The organism is Roseibium sp. SCP14 (genome assembly GCF_040329475.1).
Classification (GTDB): Bacteria; Pseudomonadota; Alphaproteobacteria; order Rhizobiales; family Stappiaceae; genus Roseibium.
This window is the reverse complement of record NZ_JBDZYH010000001.1, coordinates 1,493,957-1,516,733: the sequence shown is the minus strand read 5'-3', so window position 1 is coordinate 1,516,733 and position 22,777 is coordinate 1,493,957. Positions and strand designations below refer to the sequence as shown.

The 22,777-nt window shown below is 56.0% G+C and carries 23 protein-coding genes; 15 read left to right on the top strand and 8 right to left on the bottom strand.

Features of this window, described 5'->3' with window-relative positions:
* Nucleotides 1-112: 112 nt before the first annotated feature.
* The 3 genes from ABLQ08_RS06955 to ABLQ08_RS06945 are packed head-to-tail and all read left to right on the top strand — an operon-like array spanning nt 113 to nt 2,824.
* On the top strand, nt 113-1,504 hold the full coding sequence (locus ABLQ08_RS06955; protein WP_352940391.1) for a leucyl aminopeptidase family protein: 1,392 nt from the start codon (nt 113-115) through the stop codon (nt 1,502-1,504).
* A gap of 60 nt (nt 1,505-1,564) precedes the next feature.
* A complete protein-coding gene (locus ABLQ08_RS06950; RefSeq protein WP_352940390.1) occupies nt 1,565-1,915 on the top strand; it encodes a MarR family transcriptional regulator in 351 nt (116 codons plus the stop codon).
* 30 nt (nt 1,916-1,945) lie between these two features.
* Entirely contained in the window at nt 1,946-2,824 is an 879-nt protein-coding gene (locus ABLQ08_RS06945; RefSeq protein ID WP_352940389.1) for a C40 family peptidase, read from the top strand.
* On the opposite strand, the gene ABLQ08_RS06940 is transcribed toward ABLQ08_RS06945, so the two are convergent.
* The gene (locus ABLQ08_RS06940) at nt 2,821-4,008 is read right to left on the bottom strand and encodes a DNA recombination protein RmuC (protein WP_352940388.1); all 1,188 of its coding nucleotides are present in this window, start codon (nt 4,006-4,008) and stop codon (nt 2,821-2,823) included. The genes ABLQ08_RS06945 and ABLQ08_RS06940 overlap by 4 nt on opposite strands.
* Nucleotides 4,009-4,133: 125 nt before the next feature.
* Between ABLQ08_RS06940 and def the strand changes: the two genes are divergently transcribed.
* From def to ABLQ08_RS06910, 6 genes are all read left to right on the top strand, one after another.
* Nucleotides 4,134-4,649: a peptide deformylase gene (def, locus tag ABLQ08_RS06935; RefSeq protein ID WP_352940387.1), complete on the top strand. Its 516-nt coding sequence runs from the start codon at nt 4,134-4,136 to the stop codon at nt 4,647-4,649.
* A 28-nt stretch (nt 4,650-4,677) separates the two neighbouring features.
* Nucleotides 4,678-5,310, top strand: coding sequence for a MarC family protein (locus ABLQ08_RS06930; RefSeq protein ID WP_352940386.1), 633 nt, complete (start codon nt 4,678-4,680; stop codon nt 5,308-5,310).
* A gap of 103 nt (nt 5,311-5,413) precedes the next feature.
* Nucleotides 5,414-6,352 carry a methionyl-tRNA formyltransferase gene (fmt, locus tag ABLQ08_RS06925; protein WP_352940385.1) on the top strand — a complete coding sequence of 313 codons (939 nt, stop codon included), beginning with the start codon at nt 5,414-5,416 and terminating at the stop codon, nt 6,350-6,352.
* A 20-nt stretch (nt 6,353-6,372) separates the two neighbouring features.
* Nucleotides 6,373-6,912, top strand: coding sequence for a GNAT family N-acetyltransferase (locus ABLQ08_RS06920; RefSeq protein WP_352940384.1), 540 nt, complete (start codon nt 6,373-6,375; stop codon nt 6,910-6,912).
* A 1-nt stretch (nt 6,913) separates the two neighbouring features.
* Nucleotides 6,914-7,735, top strand: a complete 822-nt coding sequence (gene truA, locus ABLQ08_RS06915; RefSeq protein ID WP_352940383.1) for a tRNA pseudouridine(38-40) synthase TruA — start codon at nt 6,914-6,916, stop codon at nt 7,733-7,735.
* A 1,038-nt stretch (nt 7,736-8,773) separates the two neighbouring features.
* Entirely contained in the window at nt 8,774-9,910 is a 1,137-nt protein-coding gene (locus ABLQ08_RS06910) for a porin (RefSeq protein ID WP_352940382.1), read from the top strand.
* Between the two features lie 161 nt (nt 9,911-10,071).
* Here the strand turns inward: ABLQ08_RS06910 and ABLQ08_RS06905 are convergent, their stop codons facing one another.
* The 3 genes from ABLQ08_RS06905 to ABLQ08_RS06895 all read right to left on the bottom strand — a co-directional run bounded on the left by ABLQ08_RS06905 (nt 10,072) and on the right by ABLQ08_RS06895 (nt 14,318).
* Nucleotides 10,072-10,632 (bottom strand): TetR/AcrR family transcriptional regulator, encoded by a 561-nt coding sequence (locus tag ABLQ08_RS06905; protein ID WP_352940381.1) that lies wholly within the window; start codon nt 10,630-10,632, stop codon nt 10,072-10,074.
* A gap of 303 nt (nt 10,633-10,935) precedes the next feature.
* On the bottom strand, nt 10,936-11,766 hold the full coding sequence (locus ABLQ08_RS06900) for a DUF2189 domain-containing protein (RefSeq protein WP_352940380.1): 831 nt from the start codon (nt 11,764-11,766) through the stop codon (nt 10,936-10,938).
* A gap of 299 nt (nt 11,767-12,065) precedes the next feature.
* Nucleotides 12,066-14,318, bottom strand: coding sequence for a mechanosensitive ion channel family protein (locus ABLQ08_RS06895; RefSeq protein ID WP_352940379.1), 2,253 nt, complete (start codon nt 14,316-14,318; stop codon nt 12,066-12,068).
* A 226-nt stretch (nt 14,319-14,544) separates the two neighbouring features.
* Here ABLQ08_RS06895 and ABLQ08_RS06890 point away from each other — a divergent pair, with 226 nt between their 5' ends.
* The 3 genes from ABLQ08_RS06890 to ABLQ08_RS06880 all read left to right on the top strand — a co-directional run bounded on the left by ABLQ08_RS06890 (nt 14,545) and on the right by ABLQ08_RS06880 (nt 16,814).
* Nucleotides 14,545-14,970 (top strand): DUF805 domain-containing protein, encoded by a 426-nt coding sequence (locus tag ABLQ08_RS06890; RefSeq protein ID WP_352940378.1) that lies wholly within the window; start codon nt 14,545-14,547, stop codon nt 14,968-14,970.
* A gap of 51 nt (nt 14,971-15,021) precedes the next feature.
* Nucleotides 15,022-16,188, top strand: a complete 1,167-nt coding sequence (gene dapE, locus ABLQ08_RS06885; RefSeq protein ID WP_352940377.1) for a succinyl-diaminopimelate desuccinylase — start codon at nt 15,022-15,024, stop codon at nt 16,186-16,188.
* Nucleotides 16,189-16,262: 74 nt separating this feature from the next.
* Nucleotides 16,263-16,814 carry a hypothetical protein gene (locus ABLQ08_RS06880; protein ID WP_352940376.1) on the top strand — a complete coding sequence of 184 codons (552 nt, stop codon included), beginning with the start codon at nt 16,263-16,265 and terminating at the stop codon, nt 16,812-16,814.
* A gap of 51 nt (nt 16,815-16,865) precedes the next feature.
* Here ABLQ08_RS06880 and dapD read toward each other — a convergent pair whose 3' ends face one another.
* A complete protein-coding gene (gene dapD / locus ABLQ08_RS06875) occupies nt 16,866-17,717 on the bottom strand; it encodes a 2,3,4,5-tetrahydropyridine-2,6-dicarboxylate N-succinyltransferase (RefSeq protein WP_352940375.1) in 852 nt (283 codons plus the stop codon).
* Nucleotides 17,718-17,980: 263 nt separating this feature from the next.
* Here dapD and ABLQ08_RS06870 point away from each other — a divergent pair, with 263 nt between their 5' ends.
* Together ABLQ08_RS06870 and ABLQ08_RS06865 are read left to right on the top strand one after the other, a co-directional pair.
* Nucleotides 17,981-18,886 carry an EamA family transporter gene (locus tag ABLQ08_RS06870; protein WP_352940374.1) on the top strand — a complete coding sequence of 302 codons (906 nt, stop codon included), beginning with the start codon at nt 17,981-17,983 and terminating at the stop codon, nt 18,884-18,886.
* Between the two features lie 186 nt (nt 18,887-19,072).
* The gene (locus ABLQ08_RS06865) at nt 19,073-19,543 is read left to right on the top strand and encodes a DM13 domain-containing protein (RefSeq protein ID WP_352940373.1); all 471 of its coding nucleotides are present in this window, start codon (nt 19,073-19,075) and stop codon (nt 19,541-19,543) included.
* 17 nt (nt 19,544-19,560) lie between these two features.
* On the opposite strand, the gene ABLQ08_RS06860 is transcribed toward ABLQ08_RS06865, so the two are convergent.
* Nucleotides 19,561-20,469 carry a PhzF family isomerase gene (locus tag ABLQ08_RS06860; protein ID WP_352940372.1) on the bottom strand — a complete coding sequence of 303 codons (909 nt, stop codon included), beginning with the start codon at nt 20,467-20,469 and terminating at the stop codon, nt 19,561-19,563.
* Nucleotides 20,470-20,603: 134 nt separating this feature from the next.
* Nucleotides 20,604-20,993 carry a DUF1348 family protein gene (locus ABLQ08_RS06855; protein WP_352940371.1) on the bottom strand — a complete coding sequence of 130 codons (390 nt, stop codon included), beginning with the start codon at nt 20,991-20,993 and terminating at the stop codon, nt 20,604-20,606.
* A gap of 356 nt (nt 20,994-21,349) precedes the next feature.
* Between ABLQ08_RS06855 and ABLQ08_RS06850 the strand changes: the two genes are divergently transcribed.
* Entirely contained in the window at nt 21,350-21,751 is a 402-nt protein-coding gene (locus ABLQ08_RS06850; protein WP_352940370.1) for a nuclear transport factor 2 family protein, read from the top strand.
* A gap of 102 nt (nt 21,752-21,853) precedes the next feature.
* On the opposite strand, the gene ABLQ08_RS06845 is transcribed toward ABLQ08_RS06850, so the two are convergent.
* A complete protein-coding gene (locus tag ABLQ08_RS06845; RefSeq protein WP_352940369.1) occupies nt 21,854-22,732 on the bottom strand; it encodes a LysR substrate-binding domain-containing protein in 879 nt (292 codons plus the stop codon).
* Between the last annotated feature and the right edge of the window lie 45 nt (nt 22,733-22,777).

Sequence of the window (22,777 nt, the reverse complement as noted above, 5' to 3'; positions counted from 1 at the left end):
TAAGCGGCGTTGCGAATTGCGAGAAATCCAAAAGACCATGCCGGCATATTGCGCTGGCGAGCTGTGCGGCTTACCTGTTGAGCATTCGATCAAGTTCAACGGAGTACCTCCCGTGCGTGAGAGCCTTGTCCGCAAAAGTGATGTTTCAGCTTCCACTCCCATTATCGCAGTCACACAAGCCGGTTTGCCGGAGGTGCTCGCCGGACTGGGAGAGGCGGCCGCCAGCTGGTGTGAGGTTCATGACTTCACAGGCAAAGCATCCACCCATCAACTTGTGCCGGGCTTGAACGGCGAGGGGGCTGCCGTTCTCTTCGGTGTCGAAGAAAGCGGATTGTCACATCCGTTCGCTCTCGGCGGCCTCGCAAAAAGCCTCCCGGCAGGAGACTATTCCCTTGCGGATGACTTTCCGGATCAGGAACAGGCTGCTCTGGGATTTGCACTTTCGGCCTACCGGTTCGAGCGCTATGTCACCCCGTCTGGCAAATCGCGCAGGCTCGCGGTGTCAGATGACGTTGATCTGGGGCGCATCGGTGTCATTCTCGATGGCGTTCAGCTTGCACGCGACCTGATCAATACGCCGGCAAATGACATGGGTCCTGAAGACCTGGCCAGGGCAATCGAGGAGCTGTTTGCAGCGAATGGCGGCACTGGCCGGGTTGTTGTCGGCAAAGATCTGCTGACCGAGAACTTTCCGATGGTGCACGCGGTCGGCCGGGCGAGTTCAAGGGCACCGCGTCTTGCTGACTACACGTGGGGTGAGGAAGATGCCCCGAAGGTCACACTTGTCGGCAAGGGCGTGATTTTCGATACGGGTGGGCTCAATCTGAAGCCGGGTTCTTCGATGGCCCTGATGAAAAAAGACATGGGCGGCGCTGCAAACGTGCTTGGCCTGGCCTCGATGATCATGGCCGCCAAGCTGCCCGTTCGCCTAAGGGTCATTGTTCCGTGCGTCGAAAATGCCGTTTCAGGCAATTCGTTCCGTCCCGGTGACATTTTGCAGAGCCGGAAAGGCCTGAGCGTCGAAATCGGCAACACCGACGCCGAAGGGCGCCTCGTGCTCGGAGATGCTCTTGCGCTAGCGGATGAAGAAAGCCCAGAGCTGCTGGTCGACATGGCCACATTGACCGGGGCTGCGCGTGTTGCACTCGGGCCGGATCTGCCGCCCTTCTATACGGATGACGAGGAATTGGCCGAGGATATTGCGGTGATGGCGGAAGCTGCCACCGACCCGCTTTGGCGCATGCCGCTCTGGCAGCCATACATGAAGTATCTCGACAGCAAGATCGCGGACATCAACCATATCAACACGACCGGAGCGGGTTTTGCCGGTTCGGTGACCGCGGCGCTGTTCCTGTCCCGTTTTGTCGAAAACGCGCAAAGCTGGGTGCATTTCGACATCTTTGGTTGGACGCCAGCGGAAAAACCGGGGAAACCTTCGGGAGGGGAGGCACAGGGCATCCGTTGCCTGTTCGACCTGATCTCGGATCGTTTCGCGAATAAATAACGGCTCCGAAACGTTTGTGTGTTTTGATAGTCGTGGAAATTGGTAGGGACCAGCTGATCCATGGCTGTCGAAATGCGCGCCTCGCAGGCGCTGAAACTGATGCACGAGGTGAATTTGGCGCTGGTGCGCGACAGTGAACAGGATCTGTCAGCGCGCCAGCTGACGATTCTTCTCACCGTCTACCTCGAACCTCCGCCCCATACGGTTCGGGGGCTGGCGGCAAAACTGAACGTAACCAAGCCGGCAATCACGCGCGCGCTCGATACGCTAGGCAGCATGAGATTGCTGTCGCGCAAACGCGATGAGGCCGACAAGCGCAACGTGATCATCACCCGCACGGTTGAAGGGGCGCTCTATCTGGAGCAGCTTGGAGATCTTGTGGTTGAAAAGGCGGGCGAGTTGCCGCGCTGAACCTTGATGATATCGGGATAGTACCTGACGATGAATGATTCCATTGACCGCCGCCGCCATCCGGTTCGCCCCGAGCTTGCTGCTCTCGACTATGAGGGCCGGATAGAGGCTGCCCGGTTCGTTGAGGGTGAAGTGTTTCAGATCACGACTGACAGGATCGCGATCCGGCCGGAACCGCGCCCGGATCGTTCGATTGATACGGAAGCGCTGCGAGGCGAGTGGGTAACCGTTTACGAACAGACGCCGGAAGGTTGGGCCTGGGGGCAGCTCGACACCGACGGATATGTCGGCTGGTTCTCCTCAGACTGTCTGGGACCGGTTGTGGCATCTACGCATCGGGTCCGGGCCTTGCGGACCTACCGCTATCCGGGACCGGACTTGAAGCTTCCGCCGCTGGGACTGTTGTCGCTCGGTTCCAAAGTCACGGTGACCGGTGAGGTCGAGACGCGTGGTCTAAAGTACGCCCTTTTGAGCGACGGGTCGGCGGTGGTTGCCAAGCACCTGGTTCCGGTTGACGCTCAGGAAAAGGACTGGGTTTCAGTTGCCGAAGAGCTGATTGGAACGCCGTATCTCTGGGGAGGGCGGTCCAGCCTCGGGCTCGATTGTTCTGCCCTCGTGCAGCTGGCTGCACAAACGGCAGGTATTGATCTGCCACGTGACAGCGACATGCAGGAAGCCGAGGCAGGCGAAGAAATTCCGCATGACGGCCCGGCAAGTCTTCAACGCGGCGATCTTCTGTTCTGGAAAGGTCATGTCGGCATCATTGCCGGCAAGAACAGGCTGCTGCACGCCAACGGTTACACAATGACCGTTGCCTACGAGCAGCTTGATCAGGCGATCGAGCGGATCGCGGCGACCGAATGGGGAGCGATAACCAAGGCCCGGCGGCTGGCTGCCTCCTCTGACTAGCCCTTGGGGGTAAGCGCCAGCTTGGGTTCCGGCGTTGAGACCTCTTCCGCTGAACCCTGAACTTCTCCAAGCTCCAGGTCTTCGATCTTGCGGCTCCGCTTGCCGATCTTGTCCGATGAAATCAGGATCTGGTCGATGTCCTTGTTCGCCTGGGCGAAGTGCGATTGAAGCTTGCCCACACGATCGTTGAGGCGGCCGACATCGGCAATCAGATGACCGACTTCCGCCTGAATCAGGTGTGCCTGTTCCCGCATCTTGGCATCGCGCAGTACCGACTGGATCACCTGGATCGACAGCATGAGCAGGGAAGGGGACACGATTACGACCCGCGCCCTGTGCGCCTTCTGCACCAGGTCTTCGAAACTTTCGTTAAGCTCGGCAAAGACGCTTTCTGACGGAACGAACAGGAAGGCGGTGTCCTGGGTTTCTCCGGGCAGCAGGTATTTCTCGCCAATGTCCTGGATGTGTTTCGTAAAATCCCTGCGGAACTGCGCCTGAGCGTATTTGAGCTGCTCCTCCGTTTCCGCATTGCGCAAGAGGTTAAAGGCCTCCAGCGGAAATTTTGCGTCAATGGCAAGCGGCGGTGCGCCGTTGGGCATATGGATCAGGCAATCCGGACGGCTGTTGTTGGAAAGGGTGGCCTGGAAGGAATAGATGCTCGGCGCCAACTGGTCCTGAATGATCGCTTCCATCCGTCCCTGCCCGAAAGCACCACGCGTCTGTTTGTTGGCAAGGATCGCCTGGAGCTGGCCGACCTGACCGGAAAGATCGGTAATGGTCCTCTGCGCCCTGTCGATGACAGCCAATCTCTCATGCAGGTGACGCAGTCCGTCCTGGGTTCGTTTGCTGGTATCCGCCATGGAAAGCCCGAGCTTGTGCCCCATGCCGTCCAACCGTTCGTTGACAGCGCGCATCAGGTCGGACTGACGTGAGCCGAATACTTCCGCCATGGTCTGCATGCGCCCCGTCATCTCGCCCTGCGATTTGAGCAGTTGCGAGAGATGGCTTTCAAGCTCGTGGATGCGTTCTGTTGCCGCCGTGTCGGCTTCGGCACGCAGCCGGATTTCACGCATGGTCTTGAGCACCAGCCAGACGATCAACGCCAGCAGCAGCAACCCACCTGCAATCGCGGTTTCCAGAACCGTCACCGGACGGCCACTCAACTCAAACAGAATCTCATTCATGAAACAAACATAGAACGATTCGGCACGCCAGCACATCTGCATGGCGTTTCTCGCCCGTTGAAAACCTTGGCCATCCCTGCGATTTCCGCGTTGACCGGCGCCGTACGATTGCCTATGTCAGGCGCATGACAATACGCCCGATTATCACCATTCCCGATCCGGTCCTGCGCCAGGTCTGTGCACCGATCGAAAGCATCGACGCTGACACGCGTGCGCTGGCAGATGACATGCTGGAAACCATGTATGACGCTCCTGGCATCGGCCTGGCCGCCAGCCAGATCGGCATCCTGAAACGTATTTTCGTTCTGGACGTTGCCAAGGAAGATGCGCCGAAGGAACCGATGGTCTTCATCAATCCGAAGATCGTCTGGTCAAGTGACGAATTGTCCGTCTACCAGGAAGGGTGCCTGTCGATCCCGGAATATTTCGAGGATGTGGAACGGCCTGCGGAAGTAACGGTTCAGTTTTTGAACCGTGAAGGAAATGAGCAGGAGATCAAGGCGGACGGATTGCTGGCAACTTGCATTCAGCATGAGCTTGACCATCTCAACGGGAAATTGTTCATTGATTACCTGTCGAAGCTGAAGCGCGACAGGGTCGTAAAGAAATTCGCGAAGCAGGCAAAACTGGCCGGCAAGTAGCAGGCCTTGCAAAGTGGGGGCAGACGTTATGGATCAGGCTTTGTTCCTGAAAATTTTTGCTGCGCTCTTTGCAATCATGAGTCCGATCGCCAATTTGCCGGTCTTCCTGGCCCTGACGGCCGACCGTGGACCCGCCTTTGAGCGAAAAGTGGCGATGACGCTTCTTGTCAGCCTGACAACCGGAGCAGTCATTGTCGGATTTTCCGGCGACATCATTCTGAAAGTCTTTGGCATCAGTCTGGACGCTTTCCGCCTCGCCGGCGGTTTCCTGATCCTGTTGATCTCGTTGGATCTGATCAGAGGCCAGAAGGCCTCGGCGCATCACGGCACAGCCAAGGAAAAGGAGAACATGAAGTCGCAGGACAATCCCGCGATCTATCCTCTGACTGTGCCTATCCTGCTCGGGCCTGGCTCGATCTCGACCATGATCATCTTCCGCGGCCAGGTACATGGCACAGCGCAGGAGATTGCCTACGTAGCCGGCGTTTCCGCGGCGATCGGATTATTGATCGTGACCTTCTTTTCCGCGCCCTTTCTATCACGGTTCATCGGCGAAACCGCAAACAGCGTCATGAGCCGACTGATGGGCATGATCCTTGCAGCAATTGCCATGGAAATGATGACGGACAGTCTGAAGGTCCTGTTGCCGGGATTGGCCTGAGCGATACTGTTTCTTCCTATCTTGTGAGGGCCCGGTCTTCCGTGCATAAGGGGCGAAACATTCGTCGCCCTTCAGGAGCGCTCAAGAAGCCTCAAGGAAACCCATGTCTCTTCGCGTAGTATTTATGGGCACCCCGGAATTTTCGGTGCCGACACTCATGGAAATCGTAGGTCAGGGCCACGACGTCGTGGCTTGTTACTCCCAGCCGCCGCGTCCGGCCGGTCGGGGCATGGATCTGAAAAAGTCGCCGGTGCACGAAGCGGCGGAATCGTTCGGTATTCCCGTATTCACGCCCAAAAGCCTGAAAGGCGAGACAGAACAGGCTGAATTTGCCGCTTTGCAGGCTGATGTGGCCGTGGTTGTGGCCTACGGATTGTTGCTGCCATCTGAAGTGCTGGCCGCGCCGCAGTTCGGTTGTTTGAACCTGCATGCGTCGATGTTGCCGCGTTGGCGTGGTGCCGCGCCGATCAACCGGGCAATCATGGCAGGCGACAAGGAAACCGCGGTTCAGGTCATGCGCATGGAAGAGGGGCTCGATACGGGTCCTGTCTGCATGTCCGAAACCGTTGCCATCGGCAAGAACATGACCGCCGGCGAATTGCATGACCGGCTCTCCGGACTGGGCGGCGACCTGATGGTACGCGCGCTCGCAGCTCTCTCTCGTGGGGCTCTTGGAGAGCAGGCGCAGGCAGAGGAGGGGGTCACCTACGCAGCCAAACTGTCCAAACAAGAGACCCGCATTGACTGGTCAAACCCGGCAGCAGACATACACAATCATATTCGGGGCCTGTCTCCGTTCCCGGGCGCCTGGTGTGAAATGACGCTCGGCGGCAAATCGGAGCGTGTGAAAATTTTGCGCAGCGCTGTTGTCGAAGGCGAGGGGGCTCCGGGCACCGTATTGAAATCGGACGAGGCGCCGGTGGTTGCTTGCGCATCTGGCGCAATTCGTCTTGATCAGGTTCAAAGGGCTGGCAAGAAGCCAATGAGCGGTGCGGATTTCCTTCGTGGTGCTGCACTTTCTGATGGCAGTGTTCTGGACTAAGCTGACTGCAGGAGAAGCAAATGACCGATACTGCCGCCAACCAGAACCTTGTCGTCCGAGATGTGACACCTGACGATGAAGCCGCTGTTCGCGATCTTGTCAGTGCCGCGTTCCCTTCGGACATGGAAGCGCGCCTGGTTCATACGCTACGCCATTGCGGTGCCCTGGTTCTGGAACAGATTGCCGTCGACGAAGATGGATCGGTTGTCGGTCATGTCGCCTATAGTCGGGTGACACCTGCTGCAGTCGGACCTGGGCATGCGCTTCAGGTCGTTTGTCTTGCTCCCGTTTCCGTTTGGCCGGACAAGCAGCGGAGCGGCATTGGATCAGTTTTGATCAGATCGTCTTTGCAAAAACTGAAAGAGCTCGGCGAGGATTTGGTTTTGGTCCTCGGACCGCCGTCCTACTATCCGAGGTTTGGTTTCGATCCGGTTCTAGCCCGCAAGGTACAAGGACCTTATGCGGGAGACGCATTCATGGCCCTTGCGCTGACGGAGCCGGGTTCTCGCGACCTCCCGATTGAAGTGGCGTTTGCCACCCCATTCCAAGAATTCGAGTAATATGCCGCGATACAAATTGACGGTGGAATATGACGGCAGACCGTTCTGCGGCTGGCAGCGTCAGGCAAACGGCCCGTCTGTGCAGGCTGTGATCGAACGTGCCATCAAGGCATTCTCCGGTGAAGAGGTTACGATCGGTGGAGCGGGACGCACAGACACCGGTGTCCACGCGACGGGGCAGGTTTGCCACGCTGATCTTTCAAAGGCCTGGCCGGCCAAAACCATCATGGGGGCGATGAATTTTCATTGTCAGCCGGATCCGGTGGTTGTTCTGGATTGCGAAGAAATGCATGAAGGCTTCGACGCCCGCTTTTCGGCGATCCGTCGTTCCTACCGTTACAGAATTCACAACCGGGTCCCCCCGCTCACTCATCAGCGTGGCTTGGCGTGGCATGTGAAACACGAGCTTAATGCCGATATCATGCATGAGGCCGCGCAGGAGTTCGTTGGCCATCACGACTTCACCACCTTCCGGCACTCGCGTTGCCAGGCGAAAAGCCCGGAAAAGACGCTTGAGGACTTTTCGGTCTTCCGCGAGGGCGAGTTCGTTATTGCCGAATGTTCTTCGCGATCTTTCCTGCACAATCAGGTTCGCTCGATGGTTGGAACCTTGAGATTGATCGGGGAAGGCAAATGGGGACCAGGGGATGTTTCCAAGGCACTTGCCGCTCGAGATCGCAAGGCCTGTGGCCCGGTTGCTCCAGCCGATGGGCTGTATCTGACGCGTGTCGACTATCGCCCGGCACAGGTCGATATTGAATCGCTGGCGGACTGGCAGGCGCGCAAGGCTGCAATGGTGACCGCCGATGAAGATGACGAATAGTACTTCATCGGGCACTGGCTTCAGCAGGCGCAAACTCACCGTTGCCAACTGTTGATTGAGCTATTCTACGGTGGTTCGCGGTCCAAATTTTCCATCCCATTGCGTCGATAACTCAATCTTGAAGGTCGATGAATTTTGACTGATGCTGGCCTGCTGGTTTGCTGGGTGCAATTGGGGGGACGTCCGAAGCCAGTCCACTATGTGCAGTGCGACATAATAACCGAAATTCTTGTTGTCGAAACGAGCGATTAGGCCTCCGGATATCTTGATGTAGATGACATCATCTGGTTTCAAAGCCTCTTAAAAGCGCCGATCTGCAGGTGATATTTTCGAGGAAATCTGCGGGTTTTAATCTCAGTACATGTTGCGCCCGGTAATTCTCGGCTGTGAACATTCCGCAGTTGAAAAGACGTCGACGCAGCGAGAGCGGCCATTTCAAGATCGGCACACGTCCCTGAAAAAACTCGCAAAGGGTGGTGGAACTTTAGCGCTGGCTCCCCATATCAGGCGCACTCGACCTCACCGAAAAACTTCAACAATTGTCTGACGAATGACGACACAGGCGGCCTCGCGGTTCTGCATGTGTACATTTGGACAAATGTACGTTTATACAATTTGACAAATGAATCGTTTGAGTCTAATTGTTGCCGCAACATTCAGTCCTACCACTCAAACAGGTGCATTCAAGCGTCGGCTCGTTGTACGTGATTTGAAGTATTGCTGAAAAATTTTTAAGTATTCATGGCGTGTGAACTCTGGCTATCAAACTGGTGCCGGAGCGATGCCGTTTGAAATAGTGAAAGAAAATATTCCTTTAATATCAATCTGTTGCAAAAATATGACTCAAAAAATCAATGTTCTCAAGGGAGCCTTTCCGGGCTTGAAAGTGTGGAGCGGAATTGTTTTCTATTGGCGAGGCAGGCAAGTAAATTAAGTTGAACTCGATTGATTCGAGGAAAAACTAAGCAAGAACGGTAAGTTGCTAAATTAAGTTTCGTTCACTTGGTTGCTGGTGCAGATTAAAACTTGGAGAAAACAATGAAACTCAAGAGCTTGATGCTCGGCGCTGCAGCAGTTGCTACAGCCACCACCGCCCAGGCAGCCGACCTTCCGGTTGCTCCGGAGCCGGTCGACTACGTTCGTGTATGTGACGCATACGGCGCACGCTTCTACTACATCCCGGGTACCGAAACCTGCCTGCGCGTAGGTGGCCGTGTTCGTACCCAGGTTGTTGTCAACAACGTTCTGGACAACGACAGCAGCGCATGGGGCGACCGTGACTCCGACGGTTACTCCTGGCTGGCTCGTGGTTACCTGTACCTTGACGCTCGCACCGCGACCGAATTCGGTACCCTGCGCTCCTACATCGCGATGTACGGTTCTTCCACGAACGGCGACAATTCTTCCTTCACGCTGGACAACGCCTACATTCAGTGGGGCGGTCTGACCGCTGGTCGTCTGACATCCAACTTCGACATCTTCACCGGTCAGGCATTCATCGGTGTTGTTGATCGTGACTGGTCCGACGTAACCACCAACCAGATCGCTTACACCGCTGCTTTCGGCAACGGCTTCTCCGCAACGGTCGCTCTGGAAGACCGTTCTTCCCGTGAATACGGCGACTACGGCGGAACCCGTGCTCCGGACGCAGTCGTTGCTCTTGGTGTTTCCCAGGGTTGGGGTTCCGCACAGCTGTCGGGTGCTCTGCACCAGGTCTACCCGGATACCGCAAACAACAACGCGACTTCGGGCGAAGACAACCTCGGTTGGGCGATCGGCGGTGGTGCTGTCATCAACCTGCCATTCGCCAACTCCGGTTCGAACGTCTTCTTCCAGGGCTTCTACGCCGACGGTGCACTCGCCTACATCACCACCTATGACGGTGTTGCAGACTACAACGGCGACGACACCTCAACCGGTTACTCCCTGTCCGCTGGTGCCTACATCCAGGCAACGTCCACAATCGGACTTGCACTTGATGGTTCCTATGCCGATATCGATGCTGCAGCGGGTCTTAACGACGTAACCCGTTACGCAATCGATGGTTCCGTTCAGTGGGAGCCGGTCTCCGGTTTCGTTCTTGGTGCTGACGTCGGTTACGCAAACGTTGATGTCGACACACAAGGCGACACCGACGAACTGCTCTTCGGCGTTCGTATGCAGAGAACGTTCTAATTGTCAGCGAACCACTGACAGCGGTCATATGACCTCCTTGACCTCTAGTCAGTCAGCGGCCCGGCAGGCTCCAATCTGCCGGGCCGTCCCCATTCGGGAGACGCCTTCAGATTCTGAAGCCAAACGATGGTGGCAGCAAGAGGGTAGGATTTGTCTTGTGACTAGGCTTCGACGCTGTTCTCGATAAGCTGTCTCAAGGTCGCATAGGTTTTGCGTACCTGATCGAGATCGACGACACTCTTTTTCATGTGGTCGAACGAAAAAATGACGAAATTGCACAGGTCGGTGTATGTGATCGATTCCAGCCGCAATTTGCTTTCGAACGGCTTCAGGACATCACTGATTGCGTCATTGTAGATTTTGATAATGCTGTTTTTCTTTTCCAGATCGAAGCTTTCGATCACCTGCATTATTTCCTCTCGATGAGGCACTTGCAGGATCACCTGGCATGGCTCCAGGGCCAGGTACTTGAACGCAATGTCCAATCGCTTTCCGATCTCGTTCAGGCCGGAGCATTCTTCGGCGACAGCGCGTGCTGACGTTTGTGCAAGATGTTTCAGCGCTCCATAGATCAGTTCTTCCTTGCCGTCATACGCATTATAGAGTGATTGCCGCGCGACGCCTGCAGCGGTTGCTATCTCGCTCATTGTGGTCTTCTTGACGCCATAATGAGAAAAAAGCTGAAGTGCGGTTTCTACGATCTTGATATCACGTTCATTCATACCTACGTGATATTGTTTATGCGTGTGCCTGTCAATTTTTTGGACGAAAGCACTGGGTTAGTCCATTTGCACAAAGCGACGGGACTTGAGACGACGGCTATTTCCGGCTGTTGACGCTCCCAAATGGGGGCTTGCTGGTTCAGCAAATGCCATCAGCCCTGAACAGTCACAATTGCTGATTCGTCCACTGTTCCAAATACTAAGCGTGATTGCACAGTCCAATCAGCTTCAGATTGACTGGCGGCAATTCCATGTTGCCGCCACCCCGTGAAACCAGATGCTATGTGCGGGAGGTCAATTGACCTAGCCGATGTTCTCCTTCGGCAGCGACACGCACTTGCGGTAGAGGTGCCAGGTCGTGTGCCCGAGGATTGGCAGTGTGATGATCAGGCCGATAAAGGCCGGTACGATGGAGACGAGCAGCACCGCCGTCACGACCAGGGCCCAGCCGATCATCGGAACAGGTGAAGTCACAACGGCACGTACGCTGGTGATCATTGCCGTAATGAAATCCCTGTCGTCTTCCAGAAGCAGTGGGAACGAAACCACAGTCAGTGAAAACAGGATCAGGGACAGGACCGCTCCAACCACGTGTCCGACGGCGAGGAACATCAACCCCTCCGGCGTCGTTACGATGGTGTTCAGGAATTCCTCAAACGAAGCAAAGGAGCGGAAGCCGAGAAACAGGGCCAACAGCAGGCGAACCTGGTACATCCACATGATCTGGATGAAAAGAACGACAAACGCCATCCAGGAAAGTTCCCGTCCCTTTTGCGCCCACATGGTCTTGAAAATCTCCGACCAGGAGAGAGAGGTACCGGTTTCCAGGCGGCGGCTGACCTCGTAGAGGCCGACAGCAGCAAATGGACCGATGAGCACGAAGCCGGCAGCGGCCGGGTAGGACAGATAGCTCATGTTCAGCGCAGCCGCGCTCAAGATGACAAACAGGCCGCCGATTGCAAACAAAGCACCGATGCAAAGACCGTAGACCGGCGCTTTCCGGAAATCTGAAAGTCCCGCCGCCAAAGCGTCGATGACGTCGTTAACGCTGATCTTGTTGACCTGCGGCATCGGCCGCAAACCACCGTTTGTAGGGGTTCCCGTATCCGTTGAGGTCGAATTGTTGTCGCTCATCCGTCAGCTTCCTCCCAAAAGCCAATTGAAGATCTGCTTTTTGCAGAAAAACAACCTTAACCAATACCGCGCCTGTTACTCAATGCGCAGAAGGACTTACATCTCGTGAAACCGGATTATACCACGGTCCGCGGATTGCACTGGAATGCAGGCGATCGGCTCGCCAGTTCAATGCGCTTCGTCAGAAATAGTCGGCACATCTCGCTGCGCCATTCTTTGACCCTTCGTGTCATTTCCCATGCAGGAATGAATGCGGACCAGGAGGCCGGATCGATCCGGCCTCCCGAGACGCGGAAGTTCTATCCGGTACTTCCGGCAGGTTTGGCTTCGTCAGCCGCCACTGCTGCGGCCGCAGCGGCAGTGAGTGCCTCTTTCTGGTTCTCGTCAAGCTTGGCATTCTCAGGAAGTTGGACCCGGACTTCCTTCCGGGCAAACTGAATGCCGTTTTCCTCAAATGCCTTTTGAACCCGTTTGTATATTTCCTTGCGCACGCCGAATTGCTTGCCGGGCTTTGTGGTGAATTTACCGCGCACAACGATGCCGACGTCATCGACATCCGCAACTCCCTGACCCTTGAACGGGGCCAGGATATCTTCCTGGAACTCTTCCATTTCCATGATTTCCTGGCCGATACGCTTGAAGAGTTTGCGGACTTTCTCGACATCCGTGTCGAAAGGTACCGTGAACTTCAGCTTCATGATCACCCAGTCGCGGGAAAGGTTGGTGAGCTTCGGGATTTCACCATAGGGCACGATATGTATGGCACCGCGCGTGCCGCGCAATTGCAGCGAGCGGATGGAGATTTTCTCGATGGTTCCCTGTGTTCCGCCGGTGTCGATAAATTCGCCAAGGCGGAAGGCGTCATCCATCAGGAAGAAAATACCCGAGACCACATCGCGCACCAGCGTCTGTGCGCCGAAACCGACGGCCAGACCGACAACACCGGCACCGGCGAGAAGCGGAGTGATGTTGACGCCGAGCTGGCTCAACGCCAGGAGACCGGTCAGCGTCAGGATCGTGATCTGCAGGACGATGCGAACCAGCGGCAGAATGGTCGCCATGCGGGACTTGCCGGCCCCGCCCATCTCCGCGTCGTCATCCTGCTCGACGGTGGGAGGTGAGTCCTTTGCAAGCTGGTGGGCAACCCAAAGGTTGGTGACTTCCCAGGCGAGATAACCTGCAGCCAGGATCAACAGGAAAATCACTGTGCTTCGCGCAACTTCCGACCCGTCATTGGCACCAAGAGCGAGCAGGTTCAGGCCGTAGATGCGCCCGACCAGGAAAACCAGAAATGCCAGCAAAGTGACCCGAGCTATCCGGACATAGCTGTGCCGGGTCTGCATGTGAGCAGCTTCCGCCACCGGTCCTTCGCCCTGCATCGGCGGAACGATATGCGAAACGATGCCGCGAACCATCGTGTCGAGAAACGGTGCGAACACCACGAGGATGATCACAGCGAACGACCGACCAGCTGTCAGTGCCTCGACGCCCATGCTGGTGGCGATCTGCACCAGCAGCCAGTTGAAGGCAATGAACACCATGGAGAAGTAGGGCCAGAAATGCGCCATGCGCTCCAGACCGCTTGTCGGTTCTGTATCGTCACCGAGGATGATGCTGGTCAGGCCGTGACGGGCTTTCCAGATCACTGCGATGATCCATGCGTTCACTCCGAAGCCGATGAAGAAGCGGAAGGTTCCCCCCACATCGTTTCCTGAGGCATGCATGACGTTGCGCAGGAAGAAAGCGATTCCGACGATGGTGAACAGCGTTGTGAAACTGCGGTAGAGCGATTTGGCGGTCGCGTCATCCGCCGTCACAAGCCTGAGTTCACGACGATGCGGCGCCAGTGCAAAACGCAGAAGCGCGGCAACCAGGCGTGGCATGAACACAATCCAGAAAACGGCCTGAAGCGCGAGCTCTTGAGCGGCTGGGTTAAAAACAGCCACCCGGCCGACAACGAGGGCAACGATTGCGAACACGATCAGTCCGCCGAGATCGAGTCCAGCGCGTGTCGACACGAGTTTAACTGTCTCAAAAAGGCTTTCAGGAGTGCGGTTCTTGATCGTCTCGCGCCGCGAAGTTGCGAACCGGTTCACGAGGAACTCCGCAGCAAAACCAGCTGCCAGGATCAGGGCAATGGAGCCGGCCAGAATATGGATCGGACCTGCAATCGTGCCGGAAAAGAGGGCGGCGATACTGGCGAAGATGCCCGTGAACAGACCGGGCAGGTTCAGAAAATGTCCGACGCTCGCCGAACCGAAATCGGAAAGTGCCGTTCTTACCTGGTCGATGAAACCAGGTCCCTGCGCGACGGGCTGCACGTCCTGTCTCGCTGCGGCGCTTTGCTGCAGCAGCGTCATCAGGTCCGTCAGAGCTTCAACTTGTTCCGGGTCGAGATCTGAAACCAGTTTCTCCATCGCTTCTGGCTGCAAGGCGGTGGGAAGGTTGGAAGTGGTGTCCTGAGCAATTGCGGGTGCGGCCAACAAGGCCAGGAAACTGAGAATTAGTGTGAATACACAGGAGATAAAGGATTTTCTCCAGACACCGGTCATAGACGAGCCCCCTCGGCGGTGTTGAATCGTATAACCCTTAATAGACACGCTCGGCGCGTAAAATCCAACAAAATAACCTCGCGGCAATTTGGTGCGGTTGGAAGCTTTGCCGGCGCGGAGGCTCGCCTGACCGGCCCCCAATGCAATTAGAAGGCAAGACGGACCTTGATCCGGGCAGCTTATGCGTCTACCTCCTTGCCAGAACAATCATAGTGAGCAGGATTGAATGAATACGCCTCCGCAGAGTGCGAATATTTCACCCGGGCCAGTTTGGGCCCTGCTGAGCCCGATCGGTCGCCTCGGCCGTCAACCTTATTGGCTGAGCTTTGCCTTCGTCTGGGTCATCATCGGAATTTCGATCCGGCTTTGGTTCATCTCCGTGCCAGAGTTGCCGACACCGGAGGATGTCACAGCCGGGGCGTTCATGGAGTCCAACCCGCTGTTTCCGATCCTGTTCTTCGTATTGCAGTGGTTTGAGCTGGCACTCGTCATAAAGCGCCTTCAGGATATCGGGCATAGCGGGTTCTGGGCGCTGCTCATCTTCGTACCGTTCGTGAACCTGATCATGGTGTTTTTTGTCGGCTTTGCGCCGAGCCAGGAAGAGCCCAACCGTCACGGCCCTCTGCCTAACAGCTATTGGCGCAAAAGCTGAAGTTGCGCTGCACTTGTTTGAACCAGAAATACAGACGAAAGCTGATCCGATATGTCTTCTTCCGCAGTGTCCATCGCCCAAGACCTGATCCGTTGTCCTTCGGTCACACCGGCTGAGGGCGGGGCGCTGTCCACGTTGGAAAAAATCCTGGGCGAGGCCGGCTTCGCGGTGTCCCGCGTGACCTTTCAGGATGAAGACACTCTCGACGTTGAGAACCTGTTTGCCTCAATCGGCTCCGGAAGCCCGCATTTCGTTTTTGCAGGCCATACGGATGTTGTTCCGGTTGGGGCGGAAAGCGACTGGACCCATGGTCCCTTCGAAGGAACGATTTCAGACGGAGTTCTTTACGGCCGTGGTGCAGTGGACATGAAAGGCGGCATTGCCGCGTTTGCTGCCGCCGCGCTCGAGTTTGTCAGTGAAACAGGCCCGGATTTCGGTGGCACCATTTCGTTCCTGATCACTGGCGACGAAGAGGGGCCGGCCGTCAACGGAACGGTGAAACTGCTGGAATGGGCAAAGGCGCAGGGACATGAATTTGATGCCTGCATTGTCGGCGAACCCACGAACCCTGAAAAACTCGGCGATGCTATCAAGGTCGGTCGGCGCGGATCGCTGTCCGGCATCGTGACCGTGTCGGGTGTTCAAGGTCATGCTGCCTATCCGCATCTTGCCGACAACCCCATTCCCGGTCTTGTCCGCCTGATGGCTGCGCTCGATGCGCTGGAGCTCGATCAAGGCAACGAGCGGTTCCAACCTTCAAATCTTGAAATCGTGACCGTGGACGTTGGCAACACTGCATTCAATGTCATTCCCGCGCATGCCGAGTTCCGCTTCAATATCCGCTACAACGACGAATGGACGCTGGAAAGCCTGAGAGCGAAAATCCTTCAAACGCTTGAGTCCGTGGACGTTGGTGATTTGAAGCTCGATATTCAGTTCAAGCGTGATGCCAGCGAATCTTTCCTGACCAGGGATGAAACGCTGATCGCCGCCCTCGGCAGTGCCGTACAGGCCGAGACTGAGCGCCTGCCGGAACTCTCCACCGGTGGCGGCACGTCCGACGCACGCTTTATCAAAAACTACTGCCCGGTCGTGGAGTTCGGGTTGGTTGGGCAGACCATGCACAAGGTGGATGAGTGCGTTGCAATTTCTGATCTTGATCAACTGGCTGCAATCTATAAACGATTCTTGTTGAGCTATTTCTCAAAAGACGTGTAGCGTTGACCTGAAATGACGGGAGCGGCGTGAACTTGATCACTATGAGTGAAATCCGCGCGGCACTGGATGGTTCCATGCTGCTGCTGCGCAACCGCCCGGAAGGCATGTCGTTTTTCGATCAGTCCATTCAGGGCTTCTGGCGGTCGTTCGGGGTTGTTTTTTTATTGTTACCGGTGGCTCTGGTCAGCGGTCTTGCTGAGAAGCAGTTTTACTTTTCGGAGAACCTCTATCATCCGGAGGGGTTTCCTGACAGCGCCTTTTGGACATCTCAGCTTTTCGGATTGGGAATTGATTGGGTCGCGCTACCGCTCATCCTTGCCCTGCTTGCCGTGCCGATTGGCATTTCGCACCGTTATGTGCCTTTTATCGTGGTGCGAAACTGGACCAGCGTGCTGGCGTCTATCCCCTATCTGATAACCTATCTGCTTTTTCTGCTGGGTATCATCTCACCGGGGATTGCGGTCCTGCTTTCATTTTCCTGTCTGGTCGCTGTGCTCTGGTATCGCTTCCTGATAGCCCGGATCGCATTGCAGGCGACAATCAGCCTGGCTATTGGGGTCGTAGTTCTCGACTTTCTTCTGACGCTGGTTATTTCGCAGCTGGTCAGTATGATGTGGGGTGCATGAAAAACCCCGCCTCAACGGGCGGGGTTTCCGATTTTGAGCGTGTACGGAGGATCAATCGCGCAGCAACTCGTTGATGCCCGTCTTGGAGCGGGTCCTTTCGTCAACGGTCTTCACGATCACAGCGCAGTAGAGGTTCGGCGCGGCTTCACCGTTGCCCATCAGGCTTGCGGTCGGCATGGAGCCGGCGACAACGACGGAATAGGGCGGGATTTCACCATAGGAGATTTCACCGGTCATGCGGTTCACGATGCGGGTCGACTGACCGATGTAAACACCCATGCCCAGAACCGATCCTTCGCGAACGATGCAGCCCTCGACAACTTCCGAACGTGCACCGATGAAGCAGTTGTCTTCAATGATGACCGGACCTGCCTGCAGCGGCTCCAGAACACCGCCGATGCCGACGCCGCCTGAAAGGTGCACGTTCTTGCCGATCTGCGCGCAGGAGCCGACAGTGGCCCACGTGTCGACCATGGTGCCTTCATCAACATACGCACCGAGGTTGACGAAAGATGGCATCAGGACAACGCCTTTGCCGATAAAGGCGGACCGGCGAACAGTGCAGTTCGGCACGGCACGGAAACCGGCCTTTTCGAAATCCATGCCTCCCCAGCCGTCGAACTTGGACGGAACCTTGTCCCACCAGGTAGCCTGACCGGGGCCGCCCTTGATGACTTCCATCGGGTTCAGCCGGAATGACAGGAGAACAGCTTTCTTGGCCCACTGGTTGACAGTCCAGTCACCGTCTTTCTTTTCTGCGACCCGCAGCTCGCCGCGGTCCAGCAGGTTCAGCGTGGTTTCAACTGCGTCACGGATTTCGCCGGTCGTCGTTGTTCCGATGGAGTCGCGATCTTCGAAGGCTGCATCGATGATCGTGGACAGGGAGGCGAGATCTTGGGTCATCTGGTTGAAGGTCTCCGGGGGTTAACAAATCATGGCGGACCTAAGCCGTAGGGCCAACCACTGTCAAGCGCCGTAAGGCCTCAAGGCGTCCTGATAGCGTCATCGGTCCGACTCAGTACGTGCTCGGCGGCGGCTGAAAAATGTAGAAGACAAACACTTTCAGTTGAGTAAAAGTAAAATATCAAATGAACAAACCACTGTGTTATAAGTTTTTTTGAGTGATATGATGATGAAAAATCAAATGAATCTCTGAGAGTTGTCCCGTGGAATTGTGGATCCCCATTACCGTATTCGCCGCTTTCTGCCAGAACTTGCGAACGGCAATGCAGAAACACCTGAAGGGGAAACTCGGAACGACCGGGGCGACCTTCATCCGCTTTGGCTACGGAGTTCCCTTCGCGATCCTCTATGCAATCGTCCTGCATCTGGGTTTCGACCATCCGGTGCCCGATCTCAATGCCACTTTACTGATCTCCGGAGCATTGGGCGGGTTGGCGCAGATTTTCGGAACTTTTCTGCTGGTCTATCTGTTTTCCTTTCGCAATTTTGCGGTCGGGACCGCTTACTCCAAGACAGAACCCATTCAGGCAGCCTTGTTCGGATCTGTGGTCCTGGGAGAACATGTCTCACTCGCAGCTGCGGTCTGCATCGTCGTCGGGATCGCCGGCGTCATCGTTATCACCCTGGCTCGAACGCCTTTGACGTTTTCGGCAGTCCGCTCATCCTTGATTGGACGTCCCGCCTTGATCGGTCTGGCTTCCGCAGCCTTTTTCGGAGCGTCCGCGGTTGCCTATCGAATTGCCTCCCTTTCCCTGGAAGGAACCGAAATTCCGATGCAGGCTGCCTGCGCGCTCGTCTATGCAACGCTGTTCCAGACGGTTGTGATGTCCGGATGGATGGCGGTACGCGAACCGAAGGAACTGATTGCAAGCCTCAGAGAGTGGCGAAGCGCGATCTGGGTGGGGGCGTCGGGCGTTGCCGGTTCGATAGGATGGTTCACAGCCATGACGCTGCAGAATGTCGCCTATGTGCGGGCACTGGCTCAAGTCGAGCTGGTATTCACTTTCCTGGCTTCCTGGCTGGTGTTCAAGGAGGTGATCGTAAAGTCAGAGATCGTCGGTTGTGTGCTGATCGTTGCTGCCGTGCTCGGGATCATTCTGCTGCGTTAGTTTTCCGGCGGAAGGTGAAAGAGCCTGGAACTCCATGTCGAGTTCCAGCTTGCATTGCATACCTGCGTTCCACTCCAGCAGAAAACAGCCTGTTTGTTGCCCTGTTAAGGCAGCGTTGATACAAAATCTGTCAACGTCAGGCACTTGTCGCCTATCGACTTTGATCGCCTAATTGAGAGAGTGCTTATGATCCGTTTTGTCGTGTTGCTTTTTTCTCATGGAGCGGTGCTCGCGATCGGTTTCGCATTGGGTATCTATTTCCTGCCTATCCTGACCGCACCGGAGTCTCCGGACACAGCTATGCTGCAACAGCAGGCACAAAAGGCACTTTACTCAGCAGAATTTGAACGGGAGCTTCGGGGCAGTGATTTTTTGCACTGGGGTGAAGGCAAGGTCAGCATTTCACCTGCAGAGATCGTCCATCAGGGCAAACTGTCGCCGGGACCGGATTACAAGGTCTATCTCGTCAGCGAGTTTGTCGAGCATGAAGACGAATTTCTGCCCCTGAAGGAAAACTCGGCCTTGATCGGAGACGTCAAATCCTTCGATGGCTTCCTGCTTGATGTGCCGGAAAACGTTGACATCGAAAAATACACGACCGTTCTCGTCTGGTGCGAGACGTTTGGCGAATTCATCACTGCAGCCAAGTACCGTTGACGAAAGACCGGCTTCTGTCAGGTACCTTGGCATGAAGGTCGGTACTCACGCGTCCCGGCTACGACGGCATACCCGGCTACGCTTGTGCGCAGTCCAGAATCATCAGCAGCAACGGTTACGTGCACGGTGCCGGCTTTTCCCATGGTGTGCCCCTGATGACCCGCATATGTGATGCTGTCCTGTGGCCAGTTGACCAACCCGTAGTGAACCAGGTAAGCGCCGGCAGGCCCATTCGCATTCCCTGTTACCGGGTCTTCAAGGATACCGATGGCAGGAGCGAACATCCGGCCATGGGTCTCTGGATGCTCCTTTGTCCCTTCGAGCACGAACGGAAAAAATCCGTTGCAGCCAACGGCTTTGCTCAGGGCAATCAGCTTGTCCGGATCCGGGTCCAGGGCGTCCAGTACCTGTCGCGACCTTAGCGGTACAATGACCTTCGAATGCCCGGTCGAAACAATCTGTATCGGCAGGTCATCAGCAAACTCCGATGGATCGATGTTCAAGGCGGAAGCGAGCTGGCAACGTTCGATCTCGTTGAATACCGGCCCAAAGTCGACCGCCCCCTGCCTCATCGAGACAAGCAATTCATTCCCTTCGCCAGTAATGGAAACAGGAAGAATGCCTGCGCCAGTTTTCGCACGGATCGGATAGGCGTCTGTGCCCGACATCGTGGCTCGAAGAAAATGCGTGGCTATCGTCGCATGACCGCAGATGGGCACTTCCGCGCCTGGTGTGAAATACCGAACGTGAATGTCGTGATCATCGCTCGAAGGCGAGAGAACAAAGGCTGTTTCAGAATACCCGGCAAACGCGGCGATTGCCTGCATCTCGGATGCGCTCAAGCCGTCCGCCTCAAGCACCACACCAGCTCGGTTGCCTGTGCCGGCTGTCTTCGTAAATGCATCGATGATGTGGATTTTTGTCATTTCAGGAAAACATCCAGGGTGGGCAGGTGAGGTGCGAGGCAGGTGCAGCGTTGCCGCGGGCTGAGGCAGTTCCGTTGGAAGAATTGCCACATTGCAGGTGTGCTACCTATTCAAGAGAGGCAAATCAATGCCTGTCAGGCGATCTGACGTTCATAGTCTGCCACATCATACCAGCCGAGTGATTTGGCGACCTTCAGGTCGTCATCCAGATCCCACTCTTCCCAGCCGGAAAACCGAACCGGGTTGCCGGTTGCCTTGTGGTGGCCTTCGAATGTCCACGCATAGATCATGTGGTGATCGGCAGCGAGAACGGTGTCGCAGGTCAGAACAAGGTCCGGAAAGTCAGCCATAAAGCCGGCAGCCATTTCGGCGATTTCAGCTCGAGTGGTCATCGGATCTCCACCATTCATGCCGAAGCTGGTGACTTCGGAGTACCGGTTTGCCACGGCTTCCGGGCGGCGCGCCGTCCAGGCTTCGCAATGTTGCCGTACAATGTTCCTGGCTGTTTCCAGATCCGGAGCCATCTTGAAATCCTCAGCGCATGAAAGTTCAGAAGTATCGACTAACAATCTACGGACATGATTTGGGGCGATCAAACCAATTCAGCAATTTGATCCCGTTTCATGGACGCGCAATCATGGCGCCGGCAGGATCTCAATCCGGATGCCGGGACTTGTTCAGCCTTTCGGTGGCAAACCTGATTTGGCCCAGATAATTTTCATGTCCTTCTTCAATAGACATGGATAAGTCTGAAGCGGCTGAAGTTCGGGAACAGCAAGATGTTTGCAATTCGATGGATTGATCTAGGTTGTTACACTAGGTGCCGGGTTGCCTGGTGCGACGTCTTTTGATTGCGAAATAATTGAGTTGAGTTGGACAGATGGATCATCAAGAAGTGAGCCCGGAAGCGGTGGTCAAACGCTTCATCAGAGCCTTTGCTGAATACGACTATGACAAGATGGCGGAGTGTCTTGCCGACAACGCCCTGTTTCATATCACCACTGCCGATGGCGGCTCCAAGCTCGTGCATGGGGGCGACGCCTTCATAGCAAGTGTTCGCCAGATGGACATCAAGACCGTCCAGCCACTTGTCAAAATTACTCAAATCCTGTCGGTGCGAGACGATCAGGTCCTGCTGATGATTGAAATAAAGGCTGAGCGAAAGAGCAGAAAACTCCATAACTTCGCCGCCTATCTGGTCGAAGTGGACGATGGCAAGATATCGCACATGCATATGGTCGAAGCCCTGCCTGCGTATAGCGACAGTTTCTGGAATGACTAGAGGCCATTGGTCTGCGCAGTCTTGTTTTTCCGGCCGGACCGCCGGGAGAAGCGAACCGGAAATGTGAGGAGCTTCACGAGAGCTGTTGCCCGGAAACTCGCCCTAGGAAGTTGTCCCCTTCGCCGTCGTTTGCAGCCAGTCGCGAAAGGCCGCCACCGGGCGGGTCAGCGTGCGGGCAGGGGAGCGAACGAACCAGTATCCGGTTTCGAGCTCCATCACGGTCAGGTCAGGGGAGATCAGATGCCCCGCCTCAAGTTCCTGGGCGATGAACCGACGGTCGATCACGATTGCTCCCATACCGGCAATGGCGGCCTGGATGGCAAGATCGCGGCTTTGAAGAACCATGCCGGAATTTGTGTCGGGATGGTCCAGTCCGGATTTGTCCAGCCACAAGGTCCAGTCATTGCGCCTGGAAGCACTGTGAATGAGACGTAGTCCGCTCAGCACCGAGGGGTCAGAAGGATCCTTGTCGCTCAAGAGAGTCGGCGCCAGGGCGACCGCAAGATGCTCTTGCCAAAGCAGATGACTTTCGACACTTGGCCAATTGCCGGTACCGAGCCGGATCGCACAGTCGTAGTTTTCACGATCCAGATCGACCATGCGCGTGGAGGCGGACAGAAGCAGCTCTACATCGGGTTGGCTTGCCTGGAATTCCGGTAACCGTGGGATCAGCCAACGTGTTGCGAAGGTCGAGACCGTGCTGATGCGCAATTCGGTACGGCCACGCCGTTTGAAGCTGTCGACGGCTTCCTCGATCCGGTCGAATGCATCACCAAGGCTGAGCGCAAGCCGTTGACCTTCCTCTGTCAGCGTCAGGCCGCGACCGTCACGATTGACCAAGGTTGCACCTAGCTCACTTTCCAGCTTGCGCATCAGGTGGGAAAGGGCAGATGGAGAAACCCCGAGCTTTTCGGCGGCGAGCGCTGCCCGCCCGTGTCGGGCCAGCAGCGAAAAGGCATGAAGAGCGCGAAGAGACGCCATTGAAGACAATTCCGTTATTGAGTTTTGCTCAATTTAGAGGAGTTG